The organism is Streptomyces sp. NPDC043685, from assembly GCF_056436585.1.
In genome coordinates, this window is record NZ_JBWKCH010000006.1 from 532136 (window position 1) to 558141 (window position 26006).

Sequence of the window (26006 nt, forward strand, 5' to 3'; positions counted from 1 at the left end):
CGTCTGTCGATCGGCCCCCCTGCTCCGCGAGCGGCACCGGTCAGCGCAGCGCCCGGTCGATCGACGCCAGCGGCAGCGCGAACAGCATCCGCCCCGACTGGGACCAGACCTCGCCGGTCTCCTGCCAGTAGGACAGGGAGGCGGACCGGCCGCTCCAGCAGTGCCGTGTCTCGTCCGTCCCGCACTCCGCCGCCCGCGCGCCCTCGGTGTCCTGGCGCCACAGCGTCCCGTGCCCGCCGGGGTCGCCCGCCGCGCGGTCCAGGTACCAGCCCGAGCGGTGCGCCAGCACGCCCCGCACATCGGTCGTCTTCGTCTCGTACGCCTCGACCGGGTCCGCCTTCCCGGAGGAGCCGGTGGCGAGCAGGCCGGTGCGGTCCGGGTCCCGGCTCAGCGTGTAGCGCCACAGCCGGGTGCGCCGGTCACCGTCCGCAGGCACCCACTCGCTCGCGACCAGACTGTCGGGGGAGGTGCTGCGGTCCAGGGAGACGGTGGCCGGACGGGGCACGCCGTCGCCGCCGGGCAGCGTGTACGAGGCCACGGCGGGCAGCACGTACCGGGAGCCGTGCGCCGCCCAGCCGCCCCGCACCCGGCCGACCGCGTCGGACGTCACGGTGGCGCGCTGGATACGGTCCATGTCGTAGACGAACAGCGCGTCCCGGTCGCGCTCACGGGTCGTCACCAGCAGCTTGTCCTGGTACCAGACCATGCCGGACAGCGGGGAGACCAGCCCCCGGTAGTCCCGCCCGCCGTCCACCGGGACGGCCAGCAGGGCCCAGGTGTAGCGCAGCCGGGCGGGGTCGTTCGCGTCGACGAAGGCGACCCTGGCCAGGCCCTGCCCCGGAGCCGGGCCGTCCAGTGAGCCGCCCTCGGCGGCGCCCCGGGACCAGCCGGAGAGGATCACGCGGTCGCCGCCCCAGCGGCCGTCATCGTCCGCGTCGCCCGAGGTGGTGACCGCGCCGGCCCGCCAGTCCCGGGTGTCGGATCCCGCGAAGCAGTACGCGCGCGACGCCGCCGGCTCCACCGGCAGGCTGCGGCGCTCGGCGGCCGGGCAGTCGGCCGCCCGCCGCAGCGGGCGGTCGGCGTCCTCCAGCACCGCGCCGACACCGACGGGCCGGCCCATCGCCGACGCGAGCCGGTCCAGCCACGCCCCCGGCACCCGGTGTTCGGCCAGCGGCAGCCGCCCGCCCTCGTCGGACGCGACCGTCCGGAGAGCACCGGGGGCGTCGGCGACGGTGGCCTGCGAGGCGCTGATCAGGGTGGCGGCGGCGGTCAGCGCGAGGGCCGTCCCGGCCAGGGTCGCGCGCAGCGCCCTGCCCCGCCTGCGCCGCCGGTGTCTGCCGCGATGCTTCATAACGTCCTCCCGAGACGGACCAACTGCGCCTGGTGATCCGCACGTTGACGGAGGAGCAGGTGGGGTGGCCCGTACAGGGATGCTACGGCAGGTGAGCGGCGCGGGGGACGAAGACCCCGCAAATATGCGAAAGATGCACTCCTCGGGGCGGCTTGTGACGGCTCCGCCCGGCACACGAAGTGAACCTCAGGGCGCCGGTGCGGCCCCTCGCCGCCTGCTCACCGCCGGTGCCGACGAGTGGGGCAGCAGATCCCGCGGGTCGTCCGGGAGCAGCACCTCCACCTCGGCGTCCTCCGCGAACCGGTACGGCCGGTGCTCCAGGAACGCCCCCAGATACCGCCGCACCCGCGACATCTCGGCACGCACCGTCACCGTGCGGGCCGGGTCGCCGAACAGGTCCCCGGCCAGTCCCGAGGCGCTGCGGCCGGAGCGGTTCACGGCGAGGAGGTACAGCAACTCCGCGTGCCGGGGGCTCAGTTCCCGCGTCCAGGGGCCCGCCCCGCCGAGCACCTCCACCGACCAGCGCCGCGCCCGCCTGAGGTCCAGCACGATCCGGGCCGGGCCGCGCGGCACCGGCTCCTCGGCGACCGCCGACAGCAGCCAGCCCCCGGGCAGCGGCTCCACCGAGCACAGCCCGAGCACCGGCAGCCATCTCGGCCCCGGTGACAGCGACTTCGGCAGGGCCACCCGTCGCACGTACGGCATCCCGCTGACCGCCGCCGTCCAGCCGTCCGGGTCGACCGCCAGGGCACGGCCGCCGAGCCGGGCCAGCACCGGAGCCGCCACCGCCCGCAGCCGCTCCAGCGACTGCGTGTGCATCTCCCGCAGCCGGGCCTCGGCCAGCTTGGCCACCGAGCCGACCCAGGCGAGCGTGGCCGGATGCATGGTCTCCAGCGGCCCGCTCACGTCCACCACACCGAGCAGCCGCCCGTCCCTCGGATCGGTCAGGGGAGCGCCCGCGCACGTCCAGCCGGCCTGGGAGCGCACGAAGTGCTCCGAGGCGAAGACCTGCACCGGCCTGCGCACCACCGCCGGGGTGCCCACACCGTTCGTGCCGACCACGTCCTCACGCCAGTCGGCGCCGAGTTCGAAGCCGAGCCCGTCGGCCTTGCGCAGCACCGGCGGGCTGCCCTCGCGCCACAGCACCCGGCCGTCCTCGTCGGCCACCACCATGATGTGGTGGGCGACGTCCGCGGCCGCCAGCAGTCCCTCCCGCAGCACCGGCAGCACATGGCGCAATACCGACGTCTCGCGCCGCCGCTGCACCTCCCCGCGGGACAGCGGATCCGCCCGGACGTCCCGCTCCGGATCGACACCACTGCGCAGCATCCGCTCCCAGGACCGCTCGATCACCGGACGCGGCGCCAGCGGAGCGGGCTGCCCGGCCAGCCGGGCGGAACGGACCTCGCTGAGGACCCGGGCCGCGCGCGAACTGTCCACGGCGGCCCAGTGCGTGACGTCCATACGCGTGCGCCCCCCGGAGTCGCTTCTGACCGACCGTCCCATAGTGACGCCTGTCCGAGGTCCGCGCGCACCGTCCGCACACAGTCAGCAGCAAGTTGCAACCCCCTGCAACCCTGGTGGACGACCCGGCCGTGGCCGAAAATTGAGCGACGCCGTCCCGAGCGGCGTTCAGTGGCTCGAACGGGCCAGTGCGGCGGGGGTGGTGCCGTGTCGGCGCAGCACCACCCCCGCTCCGCGCCCACCCGGGCCCGCGCGGCGCATCAGGACACCGGCCGGGCCCGCTCCACCACCGCCGCCAGGTCCAGCGTGTGCGGCAGCGTCCCGAAGGCCGCGCCCCCGTCGCCCCCGAGCCGCCCCGCGCAGAACGCGTCGGCGACCTGCGGTGGCGCGAAACGGACCAGCAGCGAACCCTGCAACACCAGTGCCAGCCGCTCCGCCAGCCGCCGCGCCCGCGCCTCCACGCCCTCCAGATCGGCGAGTTCGGTCAGCAGGTCCTTGATGGCCCCGTCCAGGCGGTGATCGGCGCCCCGCGCCTGGCCCACCTCCCGCAGATACGCGTCCAGCGCCGCCGGCTCCCGCTGCAACACCCGCACCACGTCCAGCGCCTGGACGTTGCCCGCGCCCTCCCAGACGGAGTTCAACGGCGACTCGCGCACCAGCCGGGGCATCCCGGACTCCTCCACGTACCCGTTGCCGCCGAGGCACTCCGCCGCCTCCACGGCGACGGGCGCGCACCGCTTGGTCACCCAGTACTTCGCCGCCGGCACCGCGATCCTCAGCAGCGCCCGCTCCCGCTCACCGCCGTCGTCACAGGCCGCCGCCAGCCGCAGCGCCAGGGTCGTCGCCGCCTCCGACTCCAGCGCCAGATCGGCCAGCACGTTGCGCATGAGCGGCTTGTCGAGGAGTTTCCCGCCGAACGCCTCGCGGTGAGTGCAGTGGTGCACCGCCTGCGCCACGGCCTGCCGCATCAGCCCGGCCGAGCCCAGTACGCAGTCCAAGCGGGTCGCCGCCACCATCTCGATGATGGTGCGCACCCCGCGCCCCTCCTCGCCGACCCGGCGCGCCCAGGTCCCCTCGAACTCGACCTCGCCCGAGGCGTTCGACCGGTTGCCGAGCTTGTCCTTGAGCCGCTGGATCCGGAACACGTTGCGCGTGCCGTCCTGGAGCACCCTCGGCACCAGGAAGCAGGTCAGCCCGCCCGGCGCCTGCGCCAGCACCAGGAAACCGTCGGACATGGGCGCCGAGCAGAACCACTTGTGCCCGGTCAGCTCGTAGGTCCCGTCCTCGGCGAGCGGACGCGCCGACGTGGTGTTCGCCCGTACGTCGCTGCCGCCCTGCTTCTCCGTCATGCCCATCCCGAACAGCGCCCCGGCCTTGAGGTGCGCGGGCCGCAGCTCACGGTCGTAGACCATGGACGTCAGCCGCGGCTCCCACTCGGCGGCCAGGTCCGGGTCGGTGCGCAGGGCCGGCACCGCCGCGTGCGTCATCGACAGCGGGCAGCCGTTGCCGGCCTCCACCTGCGTCCACACCAGGAAGGCGGCGGCCCGCCGCACATGCCCCGCCGGCCGGCCCCACGCGGCCGTCAGACCCGCCGAGACCCCCTTGCCGAGCAGCCGGTGCCAGGAGGGGTGGAACTCGACCTCGTCGAGCCGGTTGCCGTACCGGTCGTGGGTGAGCAGCCGCGGCGGGTTGTCGTTGGCCAGCCTCCCCCACTCCTGCACCTGCGCCGAGCCGGAGGTCCGGCCCAGTGCCGCCAGCTCGCCGAGGACCTCCTCGCGCAGCTCCGGATCGCAGTGCCGGCCGACCGCGGCGGCCAGGGCCCGGTCGGCGGAGAAGACGTCGTAGCCGACCAGCGGCGGGACCTGGTTCGTCACGGTGTGCGTGCTGCCTGCCATGCTGCGAAAGTACCCCGCGCCGGCACCTTGGCACCCGGCGGACCCGGCCGGTCCGCGAAGACCCGGCCTGTGGGTGAGTGGGGCGGGGCACGACGGATACCGTTAGGGGGTGCAGCCAGCAAGTGAAACCCCCGACACGCCCTCCGGGCGCCTCCACCGGGCGCGGGCCCTCTACCGGAACGTCTCCAAACGCAGGACCGCCTGGCTGTTGCTCAAGGACACCGTCAACTCCTGCGTCGAGTACCGCATCCTGGGGCTCGCCGCCGAGGCCGCGTTCTTCACGCTGCTGTCGGTGCCGCCGCTGCTGCTGAGCATGATCGGACTGCTCGGCTACGTCGACGCCTGGACCGGCGCCGACACCATCGAGAGCCTCCAGACCAACCTGCTGGTGGCCTCCCGCACCGTCCTGTCCGACCAGGGCGTGCGCGAGATCGCCCAGCCGATCCTGCACGACGTGATGAAGGGCGGCCGGCCCGACGTCATCTCCCTCGGCTTCCTGTTCGCCCTGTGGTCGGGCTCCCGCGCGGTGAACGTCTTCATCGACACCATCACCGTGATGTACGGCCTCGACGGCGTCCGGGGCATCGTCAAGACCCGGCTCATGGCCTTCCTGCTGTTCATCGTGGCCCTGCTCATCGGCTCGGTCGCACTGCCGCTGATGGTGGCCGGGCCGGACGCCGTGGTGCGGGTCGTGCCCTGGTCGACGACGGTCGTGCAGGTCCTGTACTGGCCGGTGGTGATCCTGCTGTCGATCGCCTTCCTGACGACGCTGTACCACGTGTCCGTCCCGGTCCGCTCCCCGTGGATCGAGGACGTGCCGGGTGCGCTCGTCGCCCTCGGCATGTGGGTGCTGGGCAGCTTCCTGCTGCGGATCTACCTGACCAGCACGGTCGAGGGCCCCACCATCTACGGCTCCCTGGCGGCGCCCGTCGCCGTGCTGCTGTGGATCGGCGTGTCCGCGTTCGCCGTGCTCGTCGGGGCCGCGGTCAACGCCGCCATCGACCGGGTCTGGCCGGCCGCCGCCACCGCCGCGGCCCGCGAGGCCAACGAGCGGCTGCGGCAGGCCCAGGTCGCCGAGTACGTCGCCCGCGCCACCGCCGCGGGCGAGGCCGACCCCGACATGCCCTCCGAGTTCCCGGAGCGCTGGTCCCGTTTCCTGCCCCCGGAGGACGTCTCGGCCCGGCTGCGCACCCATGTGAAGAGCGCCCACGTGAAGGCCCCCCACGTGAAGAACAACCACGTCAAGAGCCCGCAGACCGACGGGGAGGGGAAGCCGCCCGGGGCGACGTGACGGAACGCCCCCGTCAGGCCCGCCAGGTCCCGGCCGCGGCCTCCTCGCGCACGAAGTCCCCGAAGTCCCGGGGCGCACGGCCCAGAACCTCCCGCACCCCGTCCGACAGGTGCGCGTTGCGGCCGTCGAGAAGGGTGTCGAAGATCTCCGTCAGGGCCGCCACCTCCTCCGGCGGCACCCCGAACCCGGCCAGGGCCTGACCGTAGTCCCGCGTCGAGACGGCCCGGTAGGTCAGCGGGCGCCCCGTCGCCCCGGCGATCTCCGCGACCGCCTCCCCGAAGGACAGCGACCGCGGCCCGGTCAGCGTGAGCGTCCGCCCCGCGTACCGCTCGCCGTCCGTCAGCGCGGCCACCACCACGTCGGCGATGTCCCGCACGTCCAGGAACGGCTCCCGCACCTCGCCGGCCGGGAACACCAGCTCCCCGCTCTGCCGCAGCTCCGCCACGAGCGGACCCTCGCTGAAGTTCTGCGCGAACCACGCGGCCCGCACGACCGTCCAGTCCGCCCCCGAGGCCCGCAGCGCCTCCTCGGTGGGCAGCGCCTGGTCCTCACCCCGCGCGGACAGCAGCACCAGCCGCCGCACCCCCAGCCCCACCGCCTCCCGCGCGAGCGCGCCGACCACCTCAGCGGCGCCCGGAGCGCCGACGTCCGAGGGGTGGACGAGGTACGCCGCGTCCGCGCCGCGCAGGGTGCCCGCCCAGGTCGAGGCGTCCCACCAGTCGAAGCCCGTGGCCCGCGACGCCGCGCGCACCGTGAGCCCGGCCGCCGCCGCGGCCCGCGCCACCCGGCTTCCGGTACGCCCCGAGGCGCCCGTCACCACCACCGTCATGTCCCGCGTGTCCCGCGCCGTGTTCTGTGTCGTGTGCGTCATGCCCCGAGTCAACCGCCGCCCACCGCACGCAACCATCGCCGAACGGCTCATTCCCATACGCCCGCGTCTACGCTGGCCGCATGGACGCGCCCCCACGCTCGAACTCGCTGATGCGGGGGGACCCCCTCGCAGGTCTCCTGGAGGGCCCCCGCGCGCGGGGCGCGTTCATGATCAGGGCCTGTTTCGACCCGCCGTGGGCGGTGCGCGTGGAGGACCGGGCCCCGCTCACCGTGATGCTCGTCGTCCGCGGCGAGGTCTGGATCGTGCCCGACCGGGGCGAGAGGGCGCGGCTCACGGCCGGGGACCTCGCCATCGCCCGCGGCCCGGACCCCTACACCTGCGCCGACGCCCCCGACACGGCACCGCAGGCGGTGATCCTTCCGGACCAGGAGTGCCGCTACCCCGACGGACGGCCCCTCAACGGCTCCATGGACCTGGGCGTGCGCACCTGGGGCGGGAGGCCCGACGGCGCCACCATGATGCTGATCGGCACGTACCCGATGCGGGGCGAGGTCGGCGGGCGGCTGCTGGACGCCCTGCCGCCGCTGCTCACCCTCACGTCCGACGTGTGGGACTGCCCGCTCACGCCCTACCTCGCCGAGGAGATCGTCCGGGACGAGCCGGGGCAGGAGGTCGTCCTGGACCGGCTGCTCGACCTGCTGGTCATCGCGGCGCTGCGGGAGTGGTTCGCCCGCCCCGACGCCCGGGCACCGGCCTGGTACCGGGCCCTGGCCGACCCGGTCGTCGGCGGCGTCCTGCGCCTGCTCCAGGACGACCCGGCCCACCCCTGGACCGTCGCCGCGCTCGCCGGGAAGGCCGGGGTGTCCCGCGCGGCGCTGGCCCGCCGCTTCACCGCCCTGGTGGGCGAGCCCTTGATGACCTACCTCACCGGCTGGCGCCTCGCCCTGGCCGCCGACCGCCTGCGCGACTCCACCGACACCCTCGACGCGATCGCCCGCAGGGTGGGCTACGGCAGCGCGTTCGCCCTGTCCACGGCGTTCAAGCGGGTGTACGGGGTGAGTCCGGTGGAGTATCGGGGGCGGGGGGCCTAGCGGGACGGGGCCGGGAGTGGCGGGGCGTGGCCGTGCGCGGGATGTGGCACCGGCCCCGAGACCCCGCGAGGGAGCAGAGACGCGGCAGCCAATCCGCCCCCGCCCCCGCCTCCGTCTCCCGGCGTAGCCTGGCCCTCGTGTACGTGGAGCGGGCGGCGCGGCTGCCCGGGGCGGTCGTGTGGACCAACACCCCGTCCCGGGCCGGGGTGGGGCGGGTCCTGCCCGACGGGTGCATGGATCTGCTGTGGCACGACGGGCGGCTGCTGGTCGCCGGGCCCGACACCCGCGCCCACGTGCCGGACGGTACGACCGGTTCCTGGTCCGGGATCCGCTTCTACCCGGGCACGGCCCCGGCGCTCCTGGGCGTACCGGCGCACGAACTGCGCGACCGTCGCGTCGAGCTGACCGACCTGTGGCCGGCCGCGCGGGTGCGGCGCCTGGCCGACCGGGTGAACACGGCCCCCGACCCGGCGAGCGGCCTGGAGGAGCTGGCCCTGCGGGAGGCGGCCGGTGCCGAACCCCCGGACCCGCTGCTCCGGCAGATCGTCGCCGCCCTCGACGCGGGCCGTACGGTCGCCGCCACCGCCGACGAACTCGGCCTCGGAGCACGCCGGTTGCACCGCCGCTCGCTGTCCGCCTTCGGTTACGGGCCCAAGACCCTGGCCCGCATCCTGCGGCTGAAGCGCGCCCTCGCACTGGCCGGGCGCGGTGTGCCCTTCGCGGAGACGGCCACCAGGGCGGGATACGCCGACCAGGCCCATCTGGCCCGTGAGGTCCGGGAGTTGACGGGCCTGCCGCTGGGGGAGCTACTCGGGCGCGGCGGCTAGCGGGGCGTAGAGGTCCACCCCGTTGCCGTCCGGGTCGTGCACCACGGCGTACCGCTGCCCCCAGAAGGCGTCCCAGGGCTTGAGCTCGCCGTGGTACCCGGAGCCGACCAGCTCGCCGTACAACGCGTCCACCTCCTCGGGTCCTTCGCAGCGCAGGGCCAGTGAGGCCCGGCCCCGGCCCACGGGCGGCTGCCAGTGGGGCAGGAAGGAGCGGACCGTCTCCTCGGTGTCGAGCATCAGCCGCAGCCCGCCGGGCAGTCCGGCCTCGGCGTGGGGCAGCTCTTCGGCACCGTCCGGGAAGGCGAACCCGAGCCGGCGGTAGAACGCGACGGACGCGGCCATGTCGGAGACGACCAGGCCGATGGCATCGAATCGTGCAGTCATGGAGCCACCGTAGGCAGGCCGTGATGCCCGGTCTTGAACGAATCGGACACCCGGCCCGGCTAGGTTCGGGTGTCATGGCCCCACGACTGCTCGTCCACACCCGCACCACCGGCTATCGGCACGACTCCATCCCGGCCGGCATCGCCGCCCTGCGCGCCGCCGGGGACTTCGAGGTCGACGCCACGGAGGACCCGGCCGCCCTCGAACAGCCCCTGGACGACTACGCGGCCGTGGTGTTCCTCTCCACCAGCGGTGAGATCCTCACCCCCGCCGGACGTGAACGGCTCGCCGCCTACGTGGAGTCGGGCGGCGGCTTCGTGGGCGTGCACGCGGCGGCCTGCACGGAGGACGACTGGCCGTACTACGGCGACCTGCTGGGCGCGAGGTTCGCCCGCCACCCGCTCCACCAGTCCGGCAGGGCCCTCGTCGAGGACCACGACCATCCGGCGACCCGGCACCTGCCGGCCGTGTGGAACGTCACCGACGAGTGGTACGACTTCCGCACCAACCCCCGGGGCAGCGTCCGCGTCCTGGTCACCGCCGACGAGTCCTCCTACGAGGGCGGCGGCATGGGCGCCGACCACCCCTTGGCCTGGTGCCACGACCACGGCGAGGGCCGCGTCTTCTACACGGCGCTCGGCCACGCCCCCGAGGCCTACGAGGATCCGGCCTTCCGCGCCCACCTCCTGGGCGGCATCACCTGGGCGGCCCGGCTGCCCTGAGCCGCCGGTGCCCGCGGCGAGGCCTGCCGGTGTCCGCCCGCGCCGCGTCCAGCTGCCCCCGACCCGGTCGGACCCACGGTGACCCGCCCTCGCCCGGGACACCGCCGCCCCGCGCCCGAACCGTCCCTGGGCGGCCCGGGGACGCCGCCAGGCCTCGCCGCGGGCGCGTTCGGGCCCTGACGCTGTGCCGTGGCAGACGAGACGAGCCGCCCCGGGGGCGACCCGCCGGGGGACGGCGCTTCGAAAAGGACAACCGCATGAGCATGCGCGATCGGACCGTGGCGATGATGACGGCCGTGCTGCTGGGCGCCGGGGGCACCGGCATCGCCCTGGCGCCGGCGGCGAACGCCGCACCCGCCTACTTCGGCATCGACGGCACGGGTGCCGTGACCAACGACTGGGAGGACGAGGAGAACCTCGGCGTCGACGCCTACGCCAGGGGCAACGCCGTCGCCCTGTGGGAGACCGTGCTGTGGGCGGACGGCGCCCAGTGGGAGGACGACGAGGGCGAGTGGCAGCCCTTCCGCAAGAGCCGCATCGACGGCTCGTTCGGCCCGGAGACCGAGTCGGCCACGCAGTGGTGGCAGAGCCGGCACAACCTCCCCGACACCGACGGCACCGTCGACAGCGAGAGCTGGGACTTCGCCCAGACCCGGCTCCAGAGCCTGCCGGGCAACATCGTCCAGTACAAGGGCCTCGTGCGGAACGTCACCTTCAAGCGCGTGGGCGGCAAGTACCAGGTGAAGCTGAAGAACGTCGGACCGTGGAAGTATGCCCATTACCGCACGCTCGGCTGAGCTTGCGCTCCCGGGGCGGCCGTCCGGGCCGGGGCCCCGTGGGGTGGAGTGATGCCCGCTCCGTCGGTTCCGTCGGGGGTTTCCGAAGACGGGGTCAGGCTCCCTCGGGAGTGATCAGGCAGAAGGGATGGCCGACGGGGTCCGCGTAGACGCGGTAACCGATCGGCTTGTCCGAGCCGTCCAGCAGCGTCGCACCGAGGGCGAGCACCTGGGCCTCAGCCGTATCGAGGTCCGTGACCATCACGTCGATGTGCATTTGTTGAGGACGCGCGGGATCCGTCCACCGCGGCGCGCGAAAGTCGTCCACCCGCTGGAAGAGGACCACCGGGGTGCCCGCCTCGTTCTGGAGCACGACGTAATCGCCGGTGTCGGCCTGTCGTGACAGCGACAGCAGCTTCTCGTAGAAACCGGCGAGTTCATCCGGGTCGGGGCAGTCGATGACAACGGTGTACAGGCGTCCGATCATCCGGCTCACTCTGCCACCGGCCGCCGTCGGGCCGAACAACAGGGGTCCCGACGGCGGGCCGGCGCCATAATCGGTCTCCATGACAACTGTGACGGCGTTATGGCGGTACCCGGTGAAGTCCATGCTGGGCGAGCCGCTCGCGTCCGCGGTGGTGACGCACGCGGGGCTGGCCGGGGACCGGACGCACGCCGTTCTCGATGACTCGGGCGCGATCGGCAGCGCCAAGCATCCGCGCAAGTGGGGGCAACTGCTGGGTTGCCGAAGCCGGGTGACCGAGGACGGCACCGTCGAGGTCGAACTGCCCGACCGAACCGCCTTCACGGCCGGGGACCCCGCTCTGGACGCCCGGCTGTCGCAGCTGCTGGGCCGTCGGGTGCTCGTCTCGGCGAGCGCGCCGGCGCACAGCAGGCTGGAGCGTGCCGTGCCGGAGTACGAAGGTGGCGTCCCGGATGCCGTACGAGCGGCGGCGTCCGTGGACGGCACCGGAGAGAACATCACCGTCGGCAAGGTCGCCCCGGGGACGTTCTTCGACTACGGCCGGGTCCACCTGATCACCACGTCATCGCTGGCGAAGCTCCGCTCCGTCTGTCCGGAAGGGGATGTCGATCCGCGTCGCTTCCGGCCGAACCTGCTGGTGGACACCGGCCAGGCGCCGGCCTTCGTGGAGGACGGCTGGCAGGGCGGGCGGCTGCGCGTGGGCGAGGCGCTGTTTCGCGTACTCGTGCCCACCCCACGCTGCGTGGTGCCCACGCTGGGCCATGACGAGCTGAAGGCCCACCCGGGCATCATGCGTGCGATCGCCCGCGAACACCGGGTGCCGGTCTTCGACCTGGGCCGGCTGGCTTGCTTCGGGGTGTACCTGGAGGTTCTCGAACCCGGCGCCATCCGGCCGGGGGACACGATCACGCGGGAGGACGACGCCTGATCAGGCCGTCCGCCACCGCAGGCGGTGTGGGGGGGGCGACCGGGTCGCGCGACCGGCCCGCCGTGCGGGGATCCGGACGGGCGGTTCGGGACCGGGCACCTGGAGACACCGGGCGCCGGGAGACACCGGCGCCGGGGAGCGGACGGCCGGTCCGGTCATCCGCTCCCCGCCGGCAGCACCCACAACAGCCCCGCCAGCAGCACCACGATGACCCCGAACGACACCAGAGCCGCCGCTCGCCAACGCCGGTACGCCGCACCGGCCGTCGACGCGTCCGCCACCGGCGCCGCCGCCCCGGCCGGCGCCGTCGACCCGTGCGGCCACGTCCGGTCGGCCAGGTCCCACAGCGCCAGCAGCCGCGCCTGGTCCGCCCCCGCCACCCGGCACAGCGCCTGCACCGCGCCGCTCGGCGGCTGCTTGGCCCCGCTGAGGTACCGCTGCCACGACGACTTGCTGTACGCGGTCCGCCGGGCCAGCTCCGCGAGGCTCAGGCCCGTGCGGTCCTTCAGGGCCCGCAGCTGCTCGACCAGGTGCCGTCCCTCCCTCGGCAGTACGTCCGGAAGCGGCTGCCAGCGCGTCATGGTCGTCCCCCCACCGCTCGCCGCCGCCTCGCCCCCGGGCGACGGCCCCTCCCCACCGCATCGTTCGACGCCGGCCCGCCCCGGCCAGTTCCCCTGAACGGCGGGCGCGCGACGCGCACGAGGGGTGTGCGGCGGACACCCGCGCGACCAGGGGCCGGCGTCCCGTGCGCCCGCGGGGACCGTGTCCGTCAGGCCCCGTCCCGCACCGTCGGCCGTACCGCGACCGCGTCGACCTCGAACAGCATCCCCGGCAGCGCCAGCGAGGCGACCCCGCTCAGCGTCTGCGCCGGGAGCCGCTCCCTGAAGCGGGCGTGCAGGACCTTGCCCAGGGTCTCCAGCTTGCCGAGATCGTGGTCCACGATGAACGTGCCGAGCCGTACGACGTGTTCGTAGCCGAGGCCGACCCCCTCCAGAGCCGAACGCAGCCGGTCGAAGGCCAGTTCCACCTGTGCGGCGAAGTCGCCCGGCACCGGCGCGCCGGTGGGGTCCGAAGCGTACTGACCGCCGATGAAGACGGTTTCACCCGGCGCCGACACGGCGTGACTGTAACCGAAGGGCGTGGGGTCGTGGAGCGTGACCGGGTTGGTGATCGTGCGCTGATCGGGCGTCATGACCGGCGTCCTCTCGCTGACTGCGGCCGCCGTCGCCCCGACGGCGGCACCCTGACACCACGCTCAACTCCCGTCGCACGTAAGCGCATTCCCGCCGTGGAGACACCATCGGCGCGACGTCCGGCACCGGCACGCGAGGTCCGTCCGCGACCGGCCGAAGGCGTTTTCGCGGCACCTCCTACGCGCGCGGCGCCGCTGTGCTCGCCCGTTCCACCAGCCGCGTCGACAGCTCCGTGCGTGTGCTCTCCGGATGGTGGCCGTCCATCATGCGCAGCAGCGACCGCAGGGCCGTCGCGGCCATCTCGGACAGCGGCTGGCGGACGGTGGTCAGACCGGGGGAGGCCCAGCGGGCCTCGGGCAGGTCGTCGAAGCCGACCACACTGATGTCGTCCGGCACGCTCAACCCGCGTGCGGCCAAGGCCTCGTAGACGCCCAGCGCCATCCGGTCCGAGCAGACGAAGACGGCGGTCGGCGGCTCGGGCAGATCGAGCAGTTCCAGCATGCGGCGGCGGGCCACGGCCTCGTCGAAACCGGCGTGCCGGACGTACTCGGGGCGGTGCCGGATCCCGGCGGACGTGAGCGCCGAGCGGTATCCGGCGACCCGGGCGCTGCTGCACAGCGTGCGCCGGGGCCCGGCGATGACGGCGACCCGCTCGTGCCCCAGGGACAGCAGATGCTCCGTGGCCGTCAGACCGCCCTGCCAGTTCGCGGCCCCGACCGAGACGACACCCTCCGGCGGTTCCTGCACCGGGTCGATCATCACGAACGGGATGCGGTGCTGCTCCAGCCACGCGTACTGCGAATCGCTGAGCTCGGCCAGGTTGAACAGGACCCCGGACGAGCCACGGGCGACCAGTTTGTCCAGCCAGCCGCGTTCCGGGCGCCCGACCCGGGAGCGGATCAGCGCCGCCGACACCACGACCTCCAGGCCCGCGTCGTGCGCCGCCTCCTCCACCCCGTGCAGCACCGCGCCCGACCAGGAACTCTCCAGCGAGTGCACGACCAGATCGACGAGCCGGGGCGCCTTCGCCGCGTCGAAACGGGGTCTGCGTACGTACCCGAGCCGGTCGAGCGCCTCGGTCACCCGCCGCCGGGTCTCGGGCGCCACGTCCTCGCGGCCGTTGACCACCTTGGACGCGGTCGGCACCGACACCCCCGCCTCGCGCGCCACGACCGCCAGTGTCGGACCGGCCGCCACGCTCGCACTCGCCGTACGGACCATCGGGAACCCACCTCTCCGGCCCGCCCGAGGGCCGTGGAAAGTTTCGACCAGCGCTGCACACGGCGATCACGGGATCCGGCCGGGCAGAAAGCGCTTCCTACTGTAAGTGCGGCGCAGGGCGGCGGGAAGGGAAAGTGAATTCACCGCCGCGCGCCGGTCAAAACTTTCGAAACCCCGAACAGCACCCTCGGCCGGGTGGGCAGGTCAGTCGAAACCCGGTGAATTCCGCCGTGAACGCCGCGTCCATCAGGTGCCGGGCATGGATCGCCACGAAGCAGCCGTGTACGCCGAACAGCCCTCCCCGCCGCCCGTGCGCCGGAATACCGGGCGACCATGAGTTGCTCTGATCTTCACGGTGCACGAGCGCGGTGAGGAGGCTGGTGGACGGATGACGGAAGACCAGGCGGACCCCGTGGTGAGCACGCCGTACGGTGCCGTGCGGGGCCGGTACGAGCGCGGTGTCGCGGTCTTCCGCGGCATCCCCTACGCCGCCCCTCCCTCCGGCCCCCGCCGCTTCCGCCCGCCCGTGCCGCCGCCGCCCTGGGACGGCGTGCGCGACGCCGGCGCCTTCGGCCCCACCGCGCCGAAACCGCCGTACTCCGACGCCTTCGCCCCCTATCTGTCCGACCCGGTCGTGCCCGGCGACGACTGCCTCAACCTCAACGTCTGGACCCCGCAGCCCGGCCCCGGGGCCCGCCTCCCCGTCCTGGTCTGGCTGCACGGCGGCGCCCTGACCAGGGGATCGTCGGCCGTACCCGTCTACGACGGCCACGCCTTCGCCCGTGACGGCGTGGTCTGTGTATCGATCAACTACCGGTTGGGTGTCGAGGGCTACGGGCTGTTCCCCGACACACCCCCGAACCCCGGCCTGCGCGACCAGATCGCCGCCCTGACCTGGGTGCACGAGACCATCGAGGCCTTCGGTGGCGATCCCGGACGCATCACCCTCGCCGGACAGTCCGCCGGGGCCATCAGCGTCGGCGCCCTCATCGCCGCCCCGCAGACCCAGGGCCTGGTCCGCCGGGCCGTCCTGCAGAGCGGGCCGCCCGAGGTGTCCGAGCGGGCCCGGGTACGGCGGATGGTGCGCCGGATGGCGACCCGGCTGAAGATCCCCGCCACCGCCGAGGCCTTCGCCGCCGTCGACCGCGACCTGCTGCTGCGCACCCAGGCCGACGTGGGCAGACTGAGCAGCCCGGTGATCGGCGGACCCGCCTTCGGCCTCGTCGTCGACGGCGACGTCGTCCCGTGCGACCCCCATCAGGCCCTCACGGAGGGGGGCGCCGCGGCGGGCGTGGAACTGCTGCTGGGCTGGACCCGCGACGAGCACCGGCTGTGGCTGGTGCCGGGCGGCCTGATGGAACGCGTCGACCGGCTCGGAGCCGTCGCCTTCGCGGGCGCCATGGCCCGCTGCCGCTGCGGCAGCGAGGTGCCGCGCGGCTACCGCACCCTGCACCCCCGGGCGGGCACGGCGGACCTCGTCGGCCGGCTCGTCACCGACCACCTGCTCCGCATCCCCCTGCACCACCTGGCCGACGCCCGTGAGGAACCGACGTACGTCTACGAGTTCGCCTGGCCCTCGAACCTGCCGGGGCTCGGCGCCTGCCATGCACTGGAGCTGGGCTTCGTCTTCGACACCGGGCAGGCCGAGGAGTCCCGGAAACTGGCGGGGGAGGGGGCGCCGCAGGAGCTCGCGGACGCGATGCACTCGGCATGGGTGCGGTTCGCGGCGGACGGCGACCCGGGCTGGGAACGCTGGAACGAGGACCACCCGGTACGGGTGTTCGGGGACCGCGCGCCCGGCGCCGACGACGGCCCGGCCCACACCGCCCACGGCCCCCACGACCGCGAACTGGCCCTCTGGCGGGCCGACGCCCTCCGCCCGCCCGAACCGCCACCCGCACCGGTCCCGTCCGACGGCGGCGCGCCTGCCCGCAGCACGGAACTGCGCTCAGCCGTGCGACGCCTGCGCCGCTCCGGGGCGCTCCGCCGGCAGTGACGTCGCGCGCCCGCCGAGCGGCCGGTGCGAGGGAGTAGGCCCCACCGAGTCCCTCACCACCACATGCGTGCCCGGCGACAGGTGCTCGTCCGGGGCGCCCCGGGGCGCGGTCCGGGGCCGTGCGGACGGCGAGGCGGCCGACTCCCTCGTAGGGCACGTCGACCGCCCTTGCGAAGTCGCCGTGCAGCACCAGGGACGGGTCGGGAGTGAGGCCGCGGGCCCGGTGCGCGGCGAGGCAACCGCGTTCACGGCCCGGGGAGGTGGTGTGGTCCGCCCGGCCGCCGAGGTGGAGCACGCGGCGGTGGCCCCGCGCGAGCACACGGGCCACAAGCGGGTGGGCGCTGCCCTCGTTGTCGTACCTGCGGCAACGCCGATGGCCATCCGTTCCCACGGTGGAGGCCGGTAGCGGGGGAGAGGAAGGGGGGCTGCGCGGACCGGCCGTCCTCGGCGGTGACCGCTGCGCGAGGTCAGGCCGGGGTGCCGTCGCCGCGCGCCGCCGCCAGCGTCCCCGTGATGCCGGTGATCGCGTCCGGGCCCACCCGGCAGCAGCCGCCGATCAGCCGCGCCCCTGCCCGCTGCCAGCCCTCCACCTGGCCGGCGGTGAAGGTCGAGCGGCCGGTCCAGGCCCGGGCCGCCGCGTCCCAGGTCTCCCCGCTGTTGGGGTAGACGACGACCGGCTTGCCGGTGACCCGCGCCGCCGTCGCCGCCGCGGCCTCCACGTCCTGCGGCGCGCAGCAGTTCACCCCGACCGCGATCACCTCGTCCGCCTCCGCGGCCAGGGCGAAGGCCTCCTCCAGCGGCTGCCCGGCCCGCGTGCGGTCACCGGCGACGGAGTACGTCAGCCAGGCCGGCACCCCGAGCCCGCGCACCGCCCGCAGCAGGGCCGTGGCCTCGTCGGCGTCCGGGACCGTCTCCAGCGCGAGGACGTCGGGACCGGCGGCGGCCAGCACCTCGAGGCGCGGCCGGTGAAAACGCTCCAGTGCGTCCACGCTCACCCCGTAGCGACCCCGGTACTCCGAGCCGTCGGCGAGCATCGCACCGTACGGACCGGCCGACGCCGCCACCCACAGGGGCCGTGAGACCCCCGCCCGCCGGGCCGCCTCCCGGGCCGACTCCACGCTCAGCGCCATGAGTTCGGCCGCCCGGTCACGGCTGATCCCGCGCTGGGCGAACCCCTCGAACGTGGCCTGGTAGCTGGCGGTGATCGCCACGTCCGCGCCCGCCCGGAAGTAGGCCAGGTGCGCCTCGGTCACCGCCTCGGGCCGTTCGGCGAGCAGCCGCGCCGACCACAGCTCGTCGCTCAGGTCGTGCCCGGCCGATTCGAGCTGGTTGGACATGCCGCCGTCCAGGACGACCGTCCCGGCGGCGAGGGCTTCAGCGAGGGTGAGGGTGCTGGTCATGCCGACGACGGTAATCGAGAAACGCCGGCGCGCCCCAGCCGAGGGTGTCCATTACATGAACAGGTCGACCAGCATGTGGGACAGCGGGTTAGGATCGCCGCCCTCCCCCTCCGCTCGTACAGGAACGCCCATGACCGTCCCCCGCCCCACCGAGGCCGCCGACCCCACGACCTCCGGGCCGGCCGCCGCGCCCCCGTCCCCCCGCCGCACCTTCGGCCTGGCCGCCGCCACGGCCCTCGTTATGGGCAACATCATCGGCGGCGGCATCTTCGCCCTGCCCGCCACCGTCGCCCCCTACGGCACGGTCAGCCTGCTCGCCTTCCTCGTGCTCTCCGTCGGAGCCGTCCTGCTCGCCCTGCTCTTCGGCAGGCTCGCGCGGCGCAGCCCCGTCACCGGCGGTCTGTACGTGTACCCGCGCGACGCCTTCGGCGAGTTCGCCGGCTTCCTGTCGGCCTGGTCGTACTGGACGATGTGCTGGGTCAGCATCGCCGCCCTGGCCGTCGCGGTCGTCGGCTACGTCGACGTCCTGATACCCCTGCACGGAAACCACGTCCTCCAGGCCCTGGTCGCCCTCGCCGCCCTGTGGCTGCCCGCCGCGGCCAACTTCGCGGGCACCCGCTGGGTCGGCGCGGTGCAGGTCGTCTCCACGGTCCTGAAGTTCGTCCCGCTGCTCCTGCTCGCCACGGTCGGCCTGTTCTTCGTCGACGCGGACAACTTCGGCCCGTTCAACGCCTCCGGCCAGAGCGTCTCCGGCGCGCTCGCCGCCTCCGCCGCGCTGCTGCTGTACAGCTTCCTCGGGGTGGAGTCGGCCGCGGTCAGCGCGGGCGAGGTCCGCGATCCCGAGCGCACGGTCGGCCGGGCGAGCGTCCTGGGCACCCTGGCCTCCGCCCTCGTCTACGTCCTCGGCACGGTCGCCGTCTTCGGCCTGGTCCCGCACGACCGGCTCGTCGACTCGGGCGCCCCCTTCGCCGACGCCGTGAACGCGATCACCGGCGGCGGCTGGGGCGGCACCGCCATCGCCCTGGTCGCCGTCGCCTCGATCACCGGCTGCCTCAACGGCTGGATCCTCATGGCCGCGCAGATGCCCTACGCCGCCGCACGCGACGGCCTCTTCCCCGCGCCCTTCGCCCGCCTCGGCAAGGGCGGCGTCCCGGGGTTCGGGGTGTGGGCCTGCGCGGTCCTCGGCAGCCTCCTCATCGCCCTCAACTACACGGCCGGCCCGGACACCACGTTCCGCGTCCTCGTCCTGATCACCACGTTCACCGGCTGCGTGCCGTACCTGCTGTCGGCCGCGGCCCAGCTGTACTGGCTGGCCCGCGGCACCCGCGAACGCGTCCGCCCCGCAGGCCTCGCCCGGGACCTGACGGTGGCCGCGCTCTCCTTCGGCTTCTCCTTCTGGCTGATCGCCGGTGCCGGTTACGCGGCCGTCTACCAGGGGGTGCTGTTCCTCTTCGCCGGAATTCCCGTGTACGTGTGGCTGCGGGGACGCAAGGACACCGCGGGGGCGCAGGCATAGCATCGGGGGATGGTCGCCGCAGAGCACGCCGAAGTACGCGAGGTCCTCAAAGTGCGGGCGGACCAGGCGGTGTTCCGGCCGCTCCCGCACAACCCGGGCAACGGCGTCACGGCCGGGGTGTGGCGGGTCAGCGGCGGCGACCGCTCGGCTGTCCTGAAGGTGCTGACGCGGACGAAGGAGACCGGCGTCGCCTGGGCGGCGTCCAACGACCCGCGCCACTGGAACTTCTGGCGCCGTGAGGCGTACGTCTACCGGTCCGGTCTCGCCCAGGTCTGGCAGCGGCACGGCATCCGCGCGCCCCGGCTGCTGGAGTGCGCCGAACGGCCGGACGGGGACGTGGCGTTGTGGCTGGAGGACGTTCCCGGTGAACCGGCCACCGCCTGGTCCTTCGCCCGCCACGTCGACCACGCCCACCGCCTCGGCACCGCACAGGGAGCGGTCGGCGCGGGGGAGGACACCCCGTGGCTGTCGCGGGGCTTCCTGCGGGACTACATCTCGGGGCAGACGAAGGGGCAGGACCTGCTCGACGCCGACGAGGCGTGGCGACACCCCCTGATCCGGCGGCACTTCCCGCCCGGCCTGCGCGAGGACATGGTCCGCCTCCATCATGACCGCGCGTGGTTTCTCACGGTCATGGAGTCGCTGCCCCGCGCCCTGTCGCATCTCGACCAGTGGCCGGCCAACCTCAGCTCCGACGGCTCCGGCTCCGGCGTCCTGCTCGACTGGGCCTTCACCGGCGACGGCGCCCTCGGTGAGGACCTCGGCAACTACCTGCCCGACTGCGTCTTCGACCTGTTCCTCCCCGCCGCCGACCTGCCGGGCCTGGCCAAGACGGCCTACGACGCCTATGTGCAGGGCTTGCGCCGGAGCGGCTGGCGGGGCGACGAACGCCTGGTACGGCTGGGCGTGTGCGCCTCCGCGGTGAAGTACGACTGGCTGACGGCGCTGATGCTGGCCAGGGCGGACGAGGAGCAGGTGGCCTACGGAGGGGAGAACACCGTCCCGGCCGAACTCCGCTACCGGGAACGGGGTCTGGCCCTGGCGTTCCTGGCCGACTGGGCCGCCGAGGCGCGGCTCCTGGCACCCCAGCTCGGCTTCCCCGAAGCCCCCAGCGGCCGTTGAGCCGCGTGACGGAACGGAAGAGGATGGCCCGAGTCGTCGAGTTGTCGTACTACCCCGTCAAGGGCTGCGCCGGGGACGTCGGCGCACGAGGCGCTGCTGACCCCGGCCGGACTGGCGCACGACCGCAGCTTCATGGTCGTCAGCGACGAGGGCGTGTACCGGACACAGCGCCGCGATCCGCTGCTGGCCGTCATCCGCCCGCTGATCACTCCCGACGGCGAGCACCTCACGCTCACCGCGCCCGGGGTGGACCGTCTCCGCCTCAAGGTGGACACCACCGGCACCCGAAAGCCCGTGGATCTGTTCGGAACCGCTTTCCAGGGCATCGACCAGGGCGACGAGGCGGCGGACTGGCTCTCGGGCGTGCTCGGCGCCCGGAGCCGGCTGGTGCGGGTCCCGCCCGGACACGACCGGGTGACCGACGGCCTGACGCCGGGCACCTCCGGCTACGCCGACAGCTGTGCCCTGCACGTCCTCTCCCGCTCCACCCTCGCCCTGCTCGACAGCAAGCTGACCGAACGCGGCGCCGGTCCCCTCCCCGCCGACCGTTTCCGGCCCAACCTCGTCGTCGACGGCTGGGACGAGCCCCACACCGAGGACCGCGCCCACCGCCTGCGCATCGGCACCGCGGAACTGGGCTACGCCAAACTCGCCATCCGCTGCGCGGTCACCCTCGTCGACCAGCGGGCCGGGACCCGGGCGGGTCCGGAACCCCTGCGCACCCTCGCCGGCTACCGCCGCGCCACCCAGGGCGGCGTCGCCTTCGGCACCAAGTACGCGGTACTGCGGCCCGGCACGGTGGCGGTGGGGGACGAGGTGGACGTCACGGTGTGGGGCGAGTCCGAGCTGTGAGAGGGCGGTACGTAAGTTGATGTCCGTTTCGCACTTTCGGGAGGGGGGCGCGGGCCGGCCGCGACGTCGCCGGCACCGTCGGATCGCCGGACGCCGGCGATACCGAAGAGGGCGGCGGAGCTGGGCAGGCGCGCTTACTTGGTCGTCCTGTCGTCGAAGATCTCCTGGTTGTACTGGCTCATGGTCTTGGCGTCGACGCCGTCGCATGCGTCGGGGCGCTTGCCTTGTTCGCTGTTCTTGGCGTCCTTGAACTGCTTCTCCATGGCGGCCTTGCAGGCGGCGAGGTCGGGCTTGTCGCTGCTGCTGCAGGCGGCTGTCGTAGCGGCGAGGGCGAGCAGGACGGCTGTGATGGCTGTACGGGTGCGCATATTTCCTCCTGGGACTGTTTGGCACTATGGGCATCGTTCGGCACGTGGGCGCCTGGTGAAGATGCTGCGTCGGGGTCGTGTCGGGGGCCGCGGAGGTGAGCGGGGGCGTCGAAACCTCACCCGCTCGTCTCCTTCGGCGGGGTTGCGGAGAGGGAGTGCCCCCGTGGGATCTGAACGGCTGTTCAGACGAGCCGCTTACGTCCCCAGATGAAGAGGAAGGCCACGATGCCGGCGGTCAGGGCGAACAGAATCGATGCTCCGAACCACTGCATACCGCTCATCTGTGAGATGGGGATGTAGTCGATCGACCCGCCGACGATGTCCGCTTTCTTCATGCACGACGTGGTCGCCTCCTCCGACAGCGTGTCCGTACACGTGGTCAGGTCGAACAGTTTCCCGTTGCCGCTGACATACGAGGCGTCGAGCACGTGCGCGGTGCGGGGCACCTCCGGAAATGTGATCCGGCCGCCGGGGCTGATGGGCTTGCTGGTGGCTGTGACGATGTCGCCGAGCGACAGCTTGAAGTAACCCCAGACGGCCTGGAGGGCGACGGTGAATCCGAGGGTCACGACCATGGCCGCCAGCGTGCGGCGCAGGATCACACCGATCAGCACCCCGCCGAACACGGAGAGGAGGGAGAGGGCGACGGGCACCGGACCCGTGGTGTTGAAGAACTCCCGGGAGGTCCAGTCGACGTCCGCGTAATCGAGCTTGATGGGGCTCCACCACCAGGCGAACACCGCCGACAGCGTGACCGTGGTCACCGTCACCACCAGTCCGGCCAGCGCCAGCTTCGTGGCCAGCCAGCGGTTGCGGCTCACGGACTGGGCGGCGATCAGCTTGGCCGTGCCGCTCTCCAGGTCGCTCGCGAGCAGCGGGGCGCCGAGGAGGACACCGAGTATGACGGGTATCGCCGTGAGACCGGTGGTGACGGAAGAGAACGCGCCGGCGTAGGGGTCGAACCGCCTTCCCGCGTCGTCGAGGTTCTTGGCGGGAAAGCCGTAGGCGTTGAGGAAGTCCATCATCTGGGCGCGCTGGTAGATCATCCAGGCCACGCAGAGCACGGTGGCGGCGAGGATGGTCCAGAAGGCGGCCCGGTGCTGGCGCCAGACCAGCCACGTCATACCGCTGAGGCGGGGGCGCCCAGTGGCCTTCGTGGTGCTCGTGTTCCCGGCCCCGTGCCTGGGTCCGTTCCTGGTTGCGTTCATCGTCCCGTTCATCGTCCGGTTCGCCGTCCCGTTCCTGCCGTCGGTCGAGGGGTTGGTGAAGGTGCTCATGCCGCCACCGTCCCGGTGCCGAACGCCTGGCCCCGGACCTGGGCGGTGGGAGTGATCAGCGGTGGCGCGTCGGGTGAGCGGAGATAGGCGAGCAGGAGTTCCTCCATGCTCGGGGCGGCCACCTCCCAGGGGCCGGTGGCCGGGCCCTCCGGGCGGATCAGCGCGGTGAACTGCCGTCCGCTGGTCCGGGCCTCGACGAGGGTGTGGTACCCGAGGACGGCGGGCAGGCCCTCGCCCTCCCTGACCCCGGTGACCACGGTGTGCATGGCCATCAGCTCGTCCACGTCACCGGCGAGGCGCACTCCGCCGCCGGAGACGACGACGAGGAAGTCGCACACGTTCTCCAGCTCGGCGAGGACGTGGGTGGACATCACCACGGTGGTGCCGCGCTCGCCGGCCTCGGCGAGGAGGGTGCCCATGAGTTCGTGGCGCACGACCGGGTCGAGGTCCGACATCGGCTCGTCGAGCAGCAGCAGGTCGGGGCGCTTGCCGAAGGCGAGGGCGACCGCGACGCGGGTGCGCTGGCCGCCGGAGAGGGTGCCGATCTTCGCGTCGAAGGGCACATTGCCGGCGCGGACGATGTCCTCGGCGGCGCGCTGGTCCCAGCCGGGGTTCAGCTCCCGCCCCAGCCGCAGGGTCTCCGCCACGGTGAAGCGACGGAACAGCGGCTTCTCCTGCGCGAGGAAGGCCGTACGCCGACCGGACTCCACCGAGCCCGGCGCCTCGCCGAACAGACTGAGCGAACCCTGCGTCGGCTTCACGACATGGGCCGCGATGTTCAGCAGCGTGGTCTTGCCCGCCCCATTGGGGCCTACCAACCCGCAGACCCTGCCCGCCGGAAGCCGGAAGGTGCAGTCCCGCAGCGCCCAGCCCCGCCGGTAGCGCATCCCCAGTCCGTGCGCCTCGAGCGCCGGCTCCCCCGCGTACATGACATCACTCACCTGTGCTCCTCGTTGTCGTGGCCCCCGTGACCGCCGTGGTCCCGGTGGCGTACTGCTGCTCCAGCGCCGACGCGACCAGCGCGGCCACGTCCTCCTGCTCCAGGCCGGCCCCGGCCGCCTTCGACATCCACGCCACCAGCTCCCCGTACAGCGGCGAGTCGGTGCCCGTCTCGGGGCGGCCCAGCGTGCGGCGTACGAAGGTGCCCTGGCCCGGTCGCGGTTCGACCAGGCCCTCGCGCTCCAGCTCGCGGTACGCCTTGAGGGTGGTGTTCGGGTTGACCGCGCTCGTCTCGGAGACCTCCTTGGCGGTGGGCAGCCGGTCACCCGGCACCAGTACGCCCAGCCGCAGGGCCTGCTTGGTCTGCTGCACGATCTGCTGGAAGGCGGGGACACCGCTTCGCCTGTCGATGCGGTACTCCACGGCCACCATCCCTTCCATCATCATTCCACTACTCGATTAGTGGAATGATGATGGAAGGGAGTGACGGCAGTTGTCAACGGGGTCCGGGAACGAGCCGGAAACAGATCAGGAGAGAGGGAGAGGTAAGGGCGAGGCGAGCTCCGGTGTGTCCGAACGGGGCCGCCCCGGCACACGGGCCGCAGGGTGAACACGGGTCGACGGGCCTGACGAACTGTCCGACGGTCACCGTCGACGGCACGGGGGCCTCGCCGTCCGGTCCCGCGTGAGGGCGCCGCGGCCGCTGCCGAGGCGTGGATGACGCTGCGCCCGTGAATCGGAGACGCCCCAGGTCCGCGCCGATAACAGAAAATGCGGCCGCCGCGAATTCCGCGGCCCGCCGCACCTGTTGGTCCCGTCAGACCCGTTGACCTGCTCGTGTCACGCCCTTACCTTTTCGGCGTTCGTCATGACAGATGGCGTCCGATATCTCGACCAGATGGGGATGTCGACGCCATGTGTTCCCAATGAGAGGCAGGCCCCCTGCGCATGAGCCGCGACCGCGACCACGCTCTGCCCGAACCCCCCAGCCGCAGACTGCTGCTGAAGGGCGCCGCAGCCGCCGGTGCCCTGGCCGCCGTCCCCGCCCTCCCCGGCGTCGCCGAGGCGGCCCCCGGGGCGGACACCGCCACCGCCGCCACGACGCCCGGCAGGCACCCGAAGCCGGCCCCGTTCGTGAACCCGCTCGTCCGCAACCGCGCCGACCCCCACATCCACCGGCACACGGACGGCCACTACTACTTCACCGCCACCGCCCCCGAGTACGACCGCATCATCCTGCGCCGCTCGCGCACCCTCGGCGGCCTCGGCACCGCGGACGAGTCCGTCATCTGGCGCGCCCACGCCACCGGCCCCATGGGCGCCCACATCTGGGCGCCGGAACTGCACCGGATCGGCGGCAAGTGGTACATCTACTTCGCCTCCGCGCCCGCCGAGGACATCTGGGCGATCCGCATATGGGTGCTGGAGAACGCCCACCCCAACCCCTTCCAGGGCACCTGGGTGGAGCGGGGGCAGGTCAAGACGGCCTGGGAAACCTTCTCCCTGGACGCCACCACCTTCACCCACCGGGGCAAGCGCTACCTCGCCTGGGCCCAGCACGAACCCGGAATGGACAACAACACCGGCATCTTCCTCTCCGAGATGGCCAACCCCTGGACCCTGAAGGGCCCCCAGGTGCGGCTCTCCACCCCGGAGTACGACTGGGAGTGCATCGGGTTCAAGGTGAACGAAGGCCCGTACGTCCTCAAGCGCAACGGCCGCCTGTTCATGACGTACTCGGCCAGCGCCACCGACTTCAACTACTGCGTGGGCCTGCTGACCGCCGACGCCGACAGCCACCTCCTGGACCCGGTGAGCTGGACCAAGTCGCCGACCCCGGTGTTCACCAGCAACGACACCACCAAGCAGTACGGTCCCGGGCACAACTGCTTCACCGTCGCCGAGGACGGCCGCACCGATGTCCTCGTCTACCACGCCCGGCAGTACAAGGAGATCAACGGCGACCCGCTGAACGACCCCAACCGCCACACCCGCGTGCAGAAACTCGGCTGGAAGCGCGACGGCACCCCCGACTTCGGCGTCCCGGTCGCAGACACGGTGAAGGTGAGTGACTGAC

24 protein-coding genes and 1 pseudogene are annotated in these 26006 nt (G+C 73.3%); 11 read left to right on the forward strand and 14 right to left on the reverse strand.

The genetic code is table 11. From position 1 onward, the window contains the following. Nucleotides 1-40: 40 nt before the first annotated feature. The 3 genes from AC0665_RS22280 to AC0665_RS22290 all read right to left on the reverse strand — a co-directional run bounded on the left by AC0665_RS22280 (nucleotide 41) and on the right by AC0665_RS22290 (nucleotide 4710). Entirely contained in the window at nucleotides 41-1351 is a 1311-nt protein-coding gene (locus AC0665_RS22280; protein ID WP_478603947.1) for a hypothetical protein, read from the reverse strand. Between the two features lie 186 nt (nucleotides 1352-1537). Then, nucleotides 1538-2815, reverse strand: coding sequence for a GAF domain-containing protein (locus tag AC0665_RS22285; protein ID WP_478603944.1), 1278 nt, complete (start codon nucleotides 2813-2815; stop codon nucleotides 1538-1540). A 260-nt stretch (nucleotides 2816-3075) separates the two neighbouring features. Beyond that, nucleotides 3076-4710, reverse strand: coding sequence for an acyl-CoA dehydrogenase family protein (locus tag AC0665_RS22290; protein ID WP_468631801.1), 1635 nt, complete (start codon nucleotides 4708-4710; stop codon nucleotides 3076-3078). A gap of 109 nt (nucleotides 4711-4819) precedes the next feature. Between AC0665_RS22290 and AC0665_RS22295 the strand changes: the two genes are divergently transcribed. Then, nucleotides 4820-6001, forward strand: a complete 1182-nt coding sequence (locus tag AC0665_RS22295; protein ID WP_468403095.1) for a YihY/virulence factor BrkB family protein — start codon at nucleotides 4820-4822, stop codon at nucleotides 5999-6001. 13 nt (nucleotides 6002-6014) lie between these two features. Here AC0665_RS22295 and AC0665_RS22300 read toward each other — a convergent pair whose 3' ends face one another. Further along, nucleotides 6015-6872, reverse strand: a complete 858-nt coding sequence (locus tag AC0665_RS22300; RefSeq protein WP_478705643.1) for an NmrA family NAD(P)-binding protein — start codon at nucleotides 6870-6872, stop codon at nucleotides 6015-6017. Between the two features lie 110 nt (nucleotides 6873-6982). Here AC0665_RS22300 and AC0665_RS22305 point away from each other — a divergent pair, with 110 nt between their 5' ends. Beyond that, on the forward strand, nucleotides 6983-7924 hold the full coding sequence (locus tag AC0665_RS22305) for an AraC family transcriptional regulator (protein WP_478604597.1): 942 nt from the start codon (nucleotides 6983-6985) through the stop codon (nucleotides 7922-7924). Nucleotides 7925-8061: 137 nt separating this feature from the next. Continuing rightward, nucleotides 8062-8751, forward strand: a complete 690-nt coding sequence (locus AC0665_RS22310; RefSeq protein ID WP_478603940.1) for a helix-turn-helix domain-containing protein — start codon at nucleotides 8062-8064, stop codon at nucleotides 8749-8751. Here the strand turns inward: AC0665_RS22310 and AC0665_RS22315 are convergent. Beyond that, nucleotides 8731-9135: a VOC family protein gene (locus tag AC0665_RS22315; protein ID WP_468631805.1), complete on the reverse strand. Its 405-nt coding sequence runs from the start codon at nucleotides 9133-9135 to the stop codon at nucleotides 8731-8733. The two genes, AC0665_RS22310 and AC0665_RS22315, sit on opposite strands and share 21 nt — an antisense overlap. A gap of 74 nt (nucleotides 9136-9209) precedes the next feature. On the opposite strand from AC0665_RS22315, the gene AC0665_RS22320 reads away from it, so the two are divergent. Together AC0665_RS22320 and AC0665_RS22325 are read left to right on the forward strand one after the other, a co-directional pair. Continuing rightward, a complete protein-coding gene (locus AC0665_RS22320) occupies nucleotides 9210-9857 on the forward strand; it encodes a ThuA domain-containing protein (RefSeq protein ID WP_478603936.1) in 648 nt (215 codons plus the stop codon). A gap of 257 nt (nucleotides 9858-10114) precedes the next feature. Next, nucleotides 10115-10654 carry a peptidoglycan-binding domain-containing protein gene (locus AC0665_RS22325; protein ID WP_468631809.1) on the forward strand — a complete coding sequence of 180 codons (540 nt, stop codon included), beginning with the start codon at nucleotides 10115-10117 and terminating at the stop codon, nucleotides 10652-10654. A 94-nt stretch (nucleotides 10655-10748) separates the two neighbouring features. Here the strand turns inward: AC0665_RS22325 and AC0665_RS22330 are convergent, their stop codons facing one another. After that, on the reverse strand, nucleotides 10749-11120 hold the full coding sequence (locus AC0665_RS22330; protein ID WP_478603934.1) for a VOC family protein: 372 nt from the start codon (nucleotides 11118-11120) through the stop codon (nucleotides 10749-10751). A gap of 79 nt (nucleotides 11121-11199) precedes the next feature. On the opposite strand from AC0665_RS22330, the gene AC0665_RS22335 reads away from it, so the two are divergent. Next, nucleotides 11200-12045 (forward strand): MOSC domain-containing protein, encoded by an 846-nt coding sequence (locus tag AC0665_RS22335; RefSeq protein WP_478603931.1) that lies wholly within the window; start codon nucleotides 11200-11202, stop codon nucleotides 12043-12045. Nucleotides 12046-12200: 155 nt separating this feature from the next. Here the strand turns inward: AC0665_RS22335 and AC0665_RS22340 are convergent, their stop codons facing one another. The 3 genes from AC0665_RS22340 to AC0665_RS22350 form a co-directional block, all read right to left on the reverse strand. Next, nucleotides 12201-12626, reverse strand: a complete 426-nt coding sequence (locus tag AC0665_RS22340) for a helix-turn-helix domain-containing protein (RefSeq protein ID WP_478510340.1) — start codon at nucleotides 12624-12626, stop codon at nucleotides 12201-12203. Nucleotides 12627-12814: 188 nt separating this feature from the next. Further along, nucleotides 12815-13237 carry a RidA family protein gene (locus AC0665_RS22345; RefSeq protein WP_478705644.1) on the reverse strand — a complete coding sequence of 141 codons (423 nt, stop codon included), beginning with the start codon at nucleotides 13235-13237 and terminating at the stop codon, nucleotides 12815-12817. A 178-nt stretch (nucleotides 13238-13415) separates the two neighbouring features. Next, entirely contained in the window at nucleotides 13416-14459 is a 1044-nt protein-coding gene (locus AC0665_RS22350; RefSeq protein ID WP_468403105.1) for a LacI family DNA-binding transcriptional regulator, read from the reverse strand. Nucleotides 14460-14847: 388 nt separating this feature from the next. On the opposite strand from AC0665_RS22350, the gene AC0665_RS22355 reads away from it, so the two are divergent. Next, complete coding sequence (locus AC0665_RS22355) at nucleotides 14848-16455, forward strand: carboxylesterase/lipase family protein (RefSeq protein ID WP_478705645.1); 1608 nt, start codon at nucleotides 14848-14850, stop codon at nucleotides 16453-16455. Between the two features lie 467 nt (nucleotides 16456-16922). Here the strand turns inward: AC0665_RS22355 and mmuM are convergent, their stop codons facing one another. Continuing rightward, entirely contained in the window at nucleotides 16923-17855 is a 933-nt protein-coding gene (mmuM, locus tag AC0665_RS22360; RefSeq protein WP_478705646.1) for a homocysteine S-methyltransferase, read from the reverse strand. 130 nt (nucleotides 17856-17985) lie between these two features. Here mmuM and AC0665_RS22365 point away from each other — a divergent pair, with 130 nt between their 5' ends. The 3 genes and pseudogenes from AC0665_RS22365 to AC0665_RS22375 all read left to right on the forward strand — a co-directional run bounded on the left by AC0665_RS22365 (nucleotide 17986) and on the right by AC0665_RS22375 (nucleotide 21345). Further along, entirely contained in the window at nucleotides 17986-19371 is a 1386-nt protein-coding gene (locus tag AC0665_RS22365) for an amino acid permease (protein ID WP_478705647.1), read from the forward strand. Nucleotides 19372-19380: 9 nt separating this feature from the next. Beyond that, on the forward strand, nucleotides 19381-20493 hold the full coding sequence (locus tag AC0665_RS22370) for an aminoglycoside phosphotransferase (RefSeq protein WP_478705648.1): 1113 nt from the start codon (nucleotides 19381-19383) through the stop codon (nucleotides 20491-20493). Nucleotides 20494-20516: 23 nt separating this feature from the next. Beyond that, a pseudogene (locus AC0665_RS22375) lies at nucleotides 20517-21345 on the forward strand (MOSC domain-containing protein). Nucleotides 21346-21479: 134 nt separating this feature from the next. Here AC0665_RS22375 and AC0665_RS22380 read toward each other — a convergent pair. From AC0665_RS22380 to AC0665_RS22395, 4 genes are all read right to left on the reverse strand, one after another. Beyond that, a complete protein-coding gene (locus tag AC0665_RS22380) occupies nucleotides 21480-21713 on the reverse strand; it encodes a hypothetical protein (RefSeq protein WP_468631825.1) in 234 nt (77 codons plus the stop codon). Between the two features lie 182 nt (nucleotides 21714-21895). Then, on the reverse strand, nucleotides 21896-22837 hold the full coding sequence (locus AC0665_RS22385; protein ID WP_478705649.1) for an ABC transporter: 942 nt from the start codon (nucleotides 22835-22837) through the stop codon (nucleotides 21896-21898). Between the two features lie 149 nt (nucleotides 22838-22986). Next, nucleotides 22987-23919, reverse strand: coding sequence for an ABC transporter ATP-binding protein (locus AC0665_RS22390; protein ID WP_468633095.1), 933 nt, complete (start codon nucleotides 23917-23919; stop codon nucleotides 22987-22989). Nucleotides 23920-23923: 4 nt separating this feature from the next. Continuing rightward, on the reverse strand, nucleotides 23924-24376 hold the full coding sequence (locus tag AC0665_RS22395) for a GntR family transcriptional regulator (RefSeq protein WP_468403121.1): 453 nt from the start codon (nucleotides 24374-24376) through the stop codon (nucleotides 23924-23926). 501 nt (nucleotides 24377-24877) lie between these two features. Between AC0665_RS22395 and AC0665_RS22400 the strand changes: the two genes are divergently transcribed. Next, nucleotides 24878-26005, forward strand: a complete 1128-nt coding sequence (locus AC0665_RS22400; RefSeq protein WP_468403123.1) for a glycoside hydrolase family 43 protein — start codon at nucleotides 24878-24880, stop codon at nucleotides 26003-26005. Nucleotide 26006 lies beyond the last annotated feature (1 nt).

What these genes read in the sequence shown, in the direction of transcription:
- AC0665_RS22280 (WP_478603947.1), bottom strand. Translation starts at nt 1,351, where the DNA reads ATGAAGCATCGCGGCAGACACCGGCGGCGCAGGCGGGGCAGGGCGCTG.
- AC0665_RS22285 (WP_478603944.1), bottom strand. Translation starts at nt 2,815, where the DNA reads ATGGACGTCACGCACTGGGCCGCCGTGGACAGTTCGCGCGCGGCCCGG.
- AC0665_RS22290 (WP_468631801.1), bottom strand. Translation starts at nt 4,710, where the DNA reads ATGGCAGGCAGCACGCACACCGTGACGAACCAGGTCCCGCCGCTGGTC.
- AC0665_RS22300 (WP_478705643.1), bottom strand. Translation starts at nt 6,872, where the DNA reads ATGACGCACACGACACAGAACACGGCGCGGGACACGCGGGACATGACG.
- AC0665_RS22305 (WP_478604597.1), top strand. Translation starts at nt 6,983, where the DNA reads ATGCGGGGGGACCCCCTCGCAGGTCTCCTGGAGGGCCCCCGCGCGCGG.
- AC0665_RS22315 (WP_468631805.1), bottom strand. Translation starts at nt 9,135, where the DNA reads ATGACTGCACGATTCGATGCCATCGGCCTGGTCGTCTCCGACATGGCC.
- AC0665_RS22320 (WP_478603936.1), top strand. Translation starts at nt 9,210, where the DNA reads ATGGCCCCACGACTGCTCGTCCACACCCGCACCACCGGCTATCGGCAC.
- AC0665_RS22325 (WP_468631809.1), top strand. Translation starts at nt 10,115, where the DNA reads ATGAGCATGCGCGATCGGACCGTGGCGATGATGACGGCCGTGCTGCTG.
- AC0665_RS22330 (WP_478603934.1), bottom strand. Translation starts at nt 11,120, where the DNA reads ATGATCGGACGCCTGTACACCGTTGTCATCGACTGCCCCGACCCGGAT.
- AC0665_RS22335 (WP_478603931.1), top strand. Translation starts at nt 11,200, where the DNA reads ATGACAACTGTGACGGCGTTATGGCGGTACCCGGTGAAGTCCATGCTG.
- AC0665_RS22340 (WP_478510340.1), bottom strand. Translation starts at nt 12,626, where the DNA reads ATGACGCGCTGGCAGCCGCTTCCGGACGTACTGCCGAGGGAGGGACGG.
- AC0665_RS22345 (WP_478705644.1), bottom strand. Translation starts at nt 13,237, where the DNA reads ATGACGCCCGATCAGCGCACGATCACCAACCCGGTCACGCTCCACGAC.
- AC0665_RS22350 (WP_468403105.1), bottom strand. Translation starts at nt 14,459, where the DNA reads ATGGTCCGTACGGCGAGTGCGAGCGTGGCGGCCGGTCCGACACTGGCG.
- AC0665_RS22355 (WP_478705645.1), top strand. Translation starts at nt 14,848, where the DNA reads ATGACGGAAGACCAGGCGGACCCCGTGGTGAGCACGCCGTACGGTGCC.
- mmuM (WP_478705646.1), bottom strand. Translation starts at nt 17,855, where the DNA reads ATGACCAGCACCCTCACCCTCGCTGAAGCCCTCGCCGCCGGGACGGTC.
- AC0665_RS22365 (WP_478705647.1), top strand. Translation starts at nt 17,986, where the DNA reads ATGACCGTCCCCCGCCCCACCGAGGCCGCCGACCCCACGACCTCCGGG.
- AC0665_RS22370 (WP_478705648.1), top strand. Translation starts at nt 19,381, where the DNA reads ATGGTCGCCGCAGAGCACGCCGAAGTACGCGAGGTCCTCAAAGTGCGG.
- AC0665_RS22380 (WP_468631825.1), bottom strand. Translation starts at nt 21,713, where the DNA reads ATGCGCACCCGTACAGCCATCACAGCCGTCCTGCTCGCCCTCGCCGCT.
- AC0665_RS22385 (WP_478705649.1), bottom strand. Translation starts at nt 22,837, where the DNA reads ATGACGTGGCTGGTCTGGCGCCAGCACCGGGCCGCCTTCTGGACCATC.
- AC0665_RS22390 (WP_468633095.1), bottom strand. Translation starts at nt 23,919, where the DNA reads ATGTACGCGGGGGAGCCGGCGCTCGAGGCGCACGGACTGGGGATGCGC.
- AC0665_RS22395 (WP_468403121.1), bottom strand. Translation starts at nt 24,376, where the DNA reads ATGATGATGGAAGGGATGGTGGCCGTGGAGTACCGCATCGACAGGCGA.
- AC0665_RS22400 (WP_468403123.1), top strand. Translation starts at nt 24,878, where the DNA reads ATGAGCCGCGACCGCGACCACGCTCTGCCCGAACCCCCCAGCCGCAGA.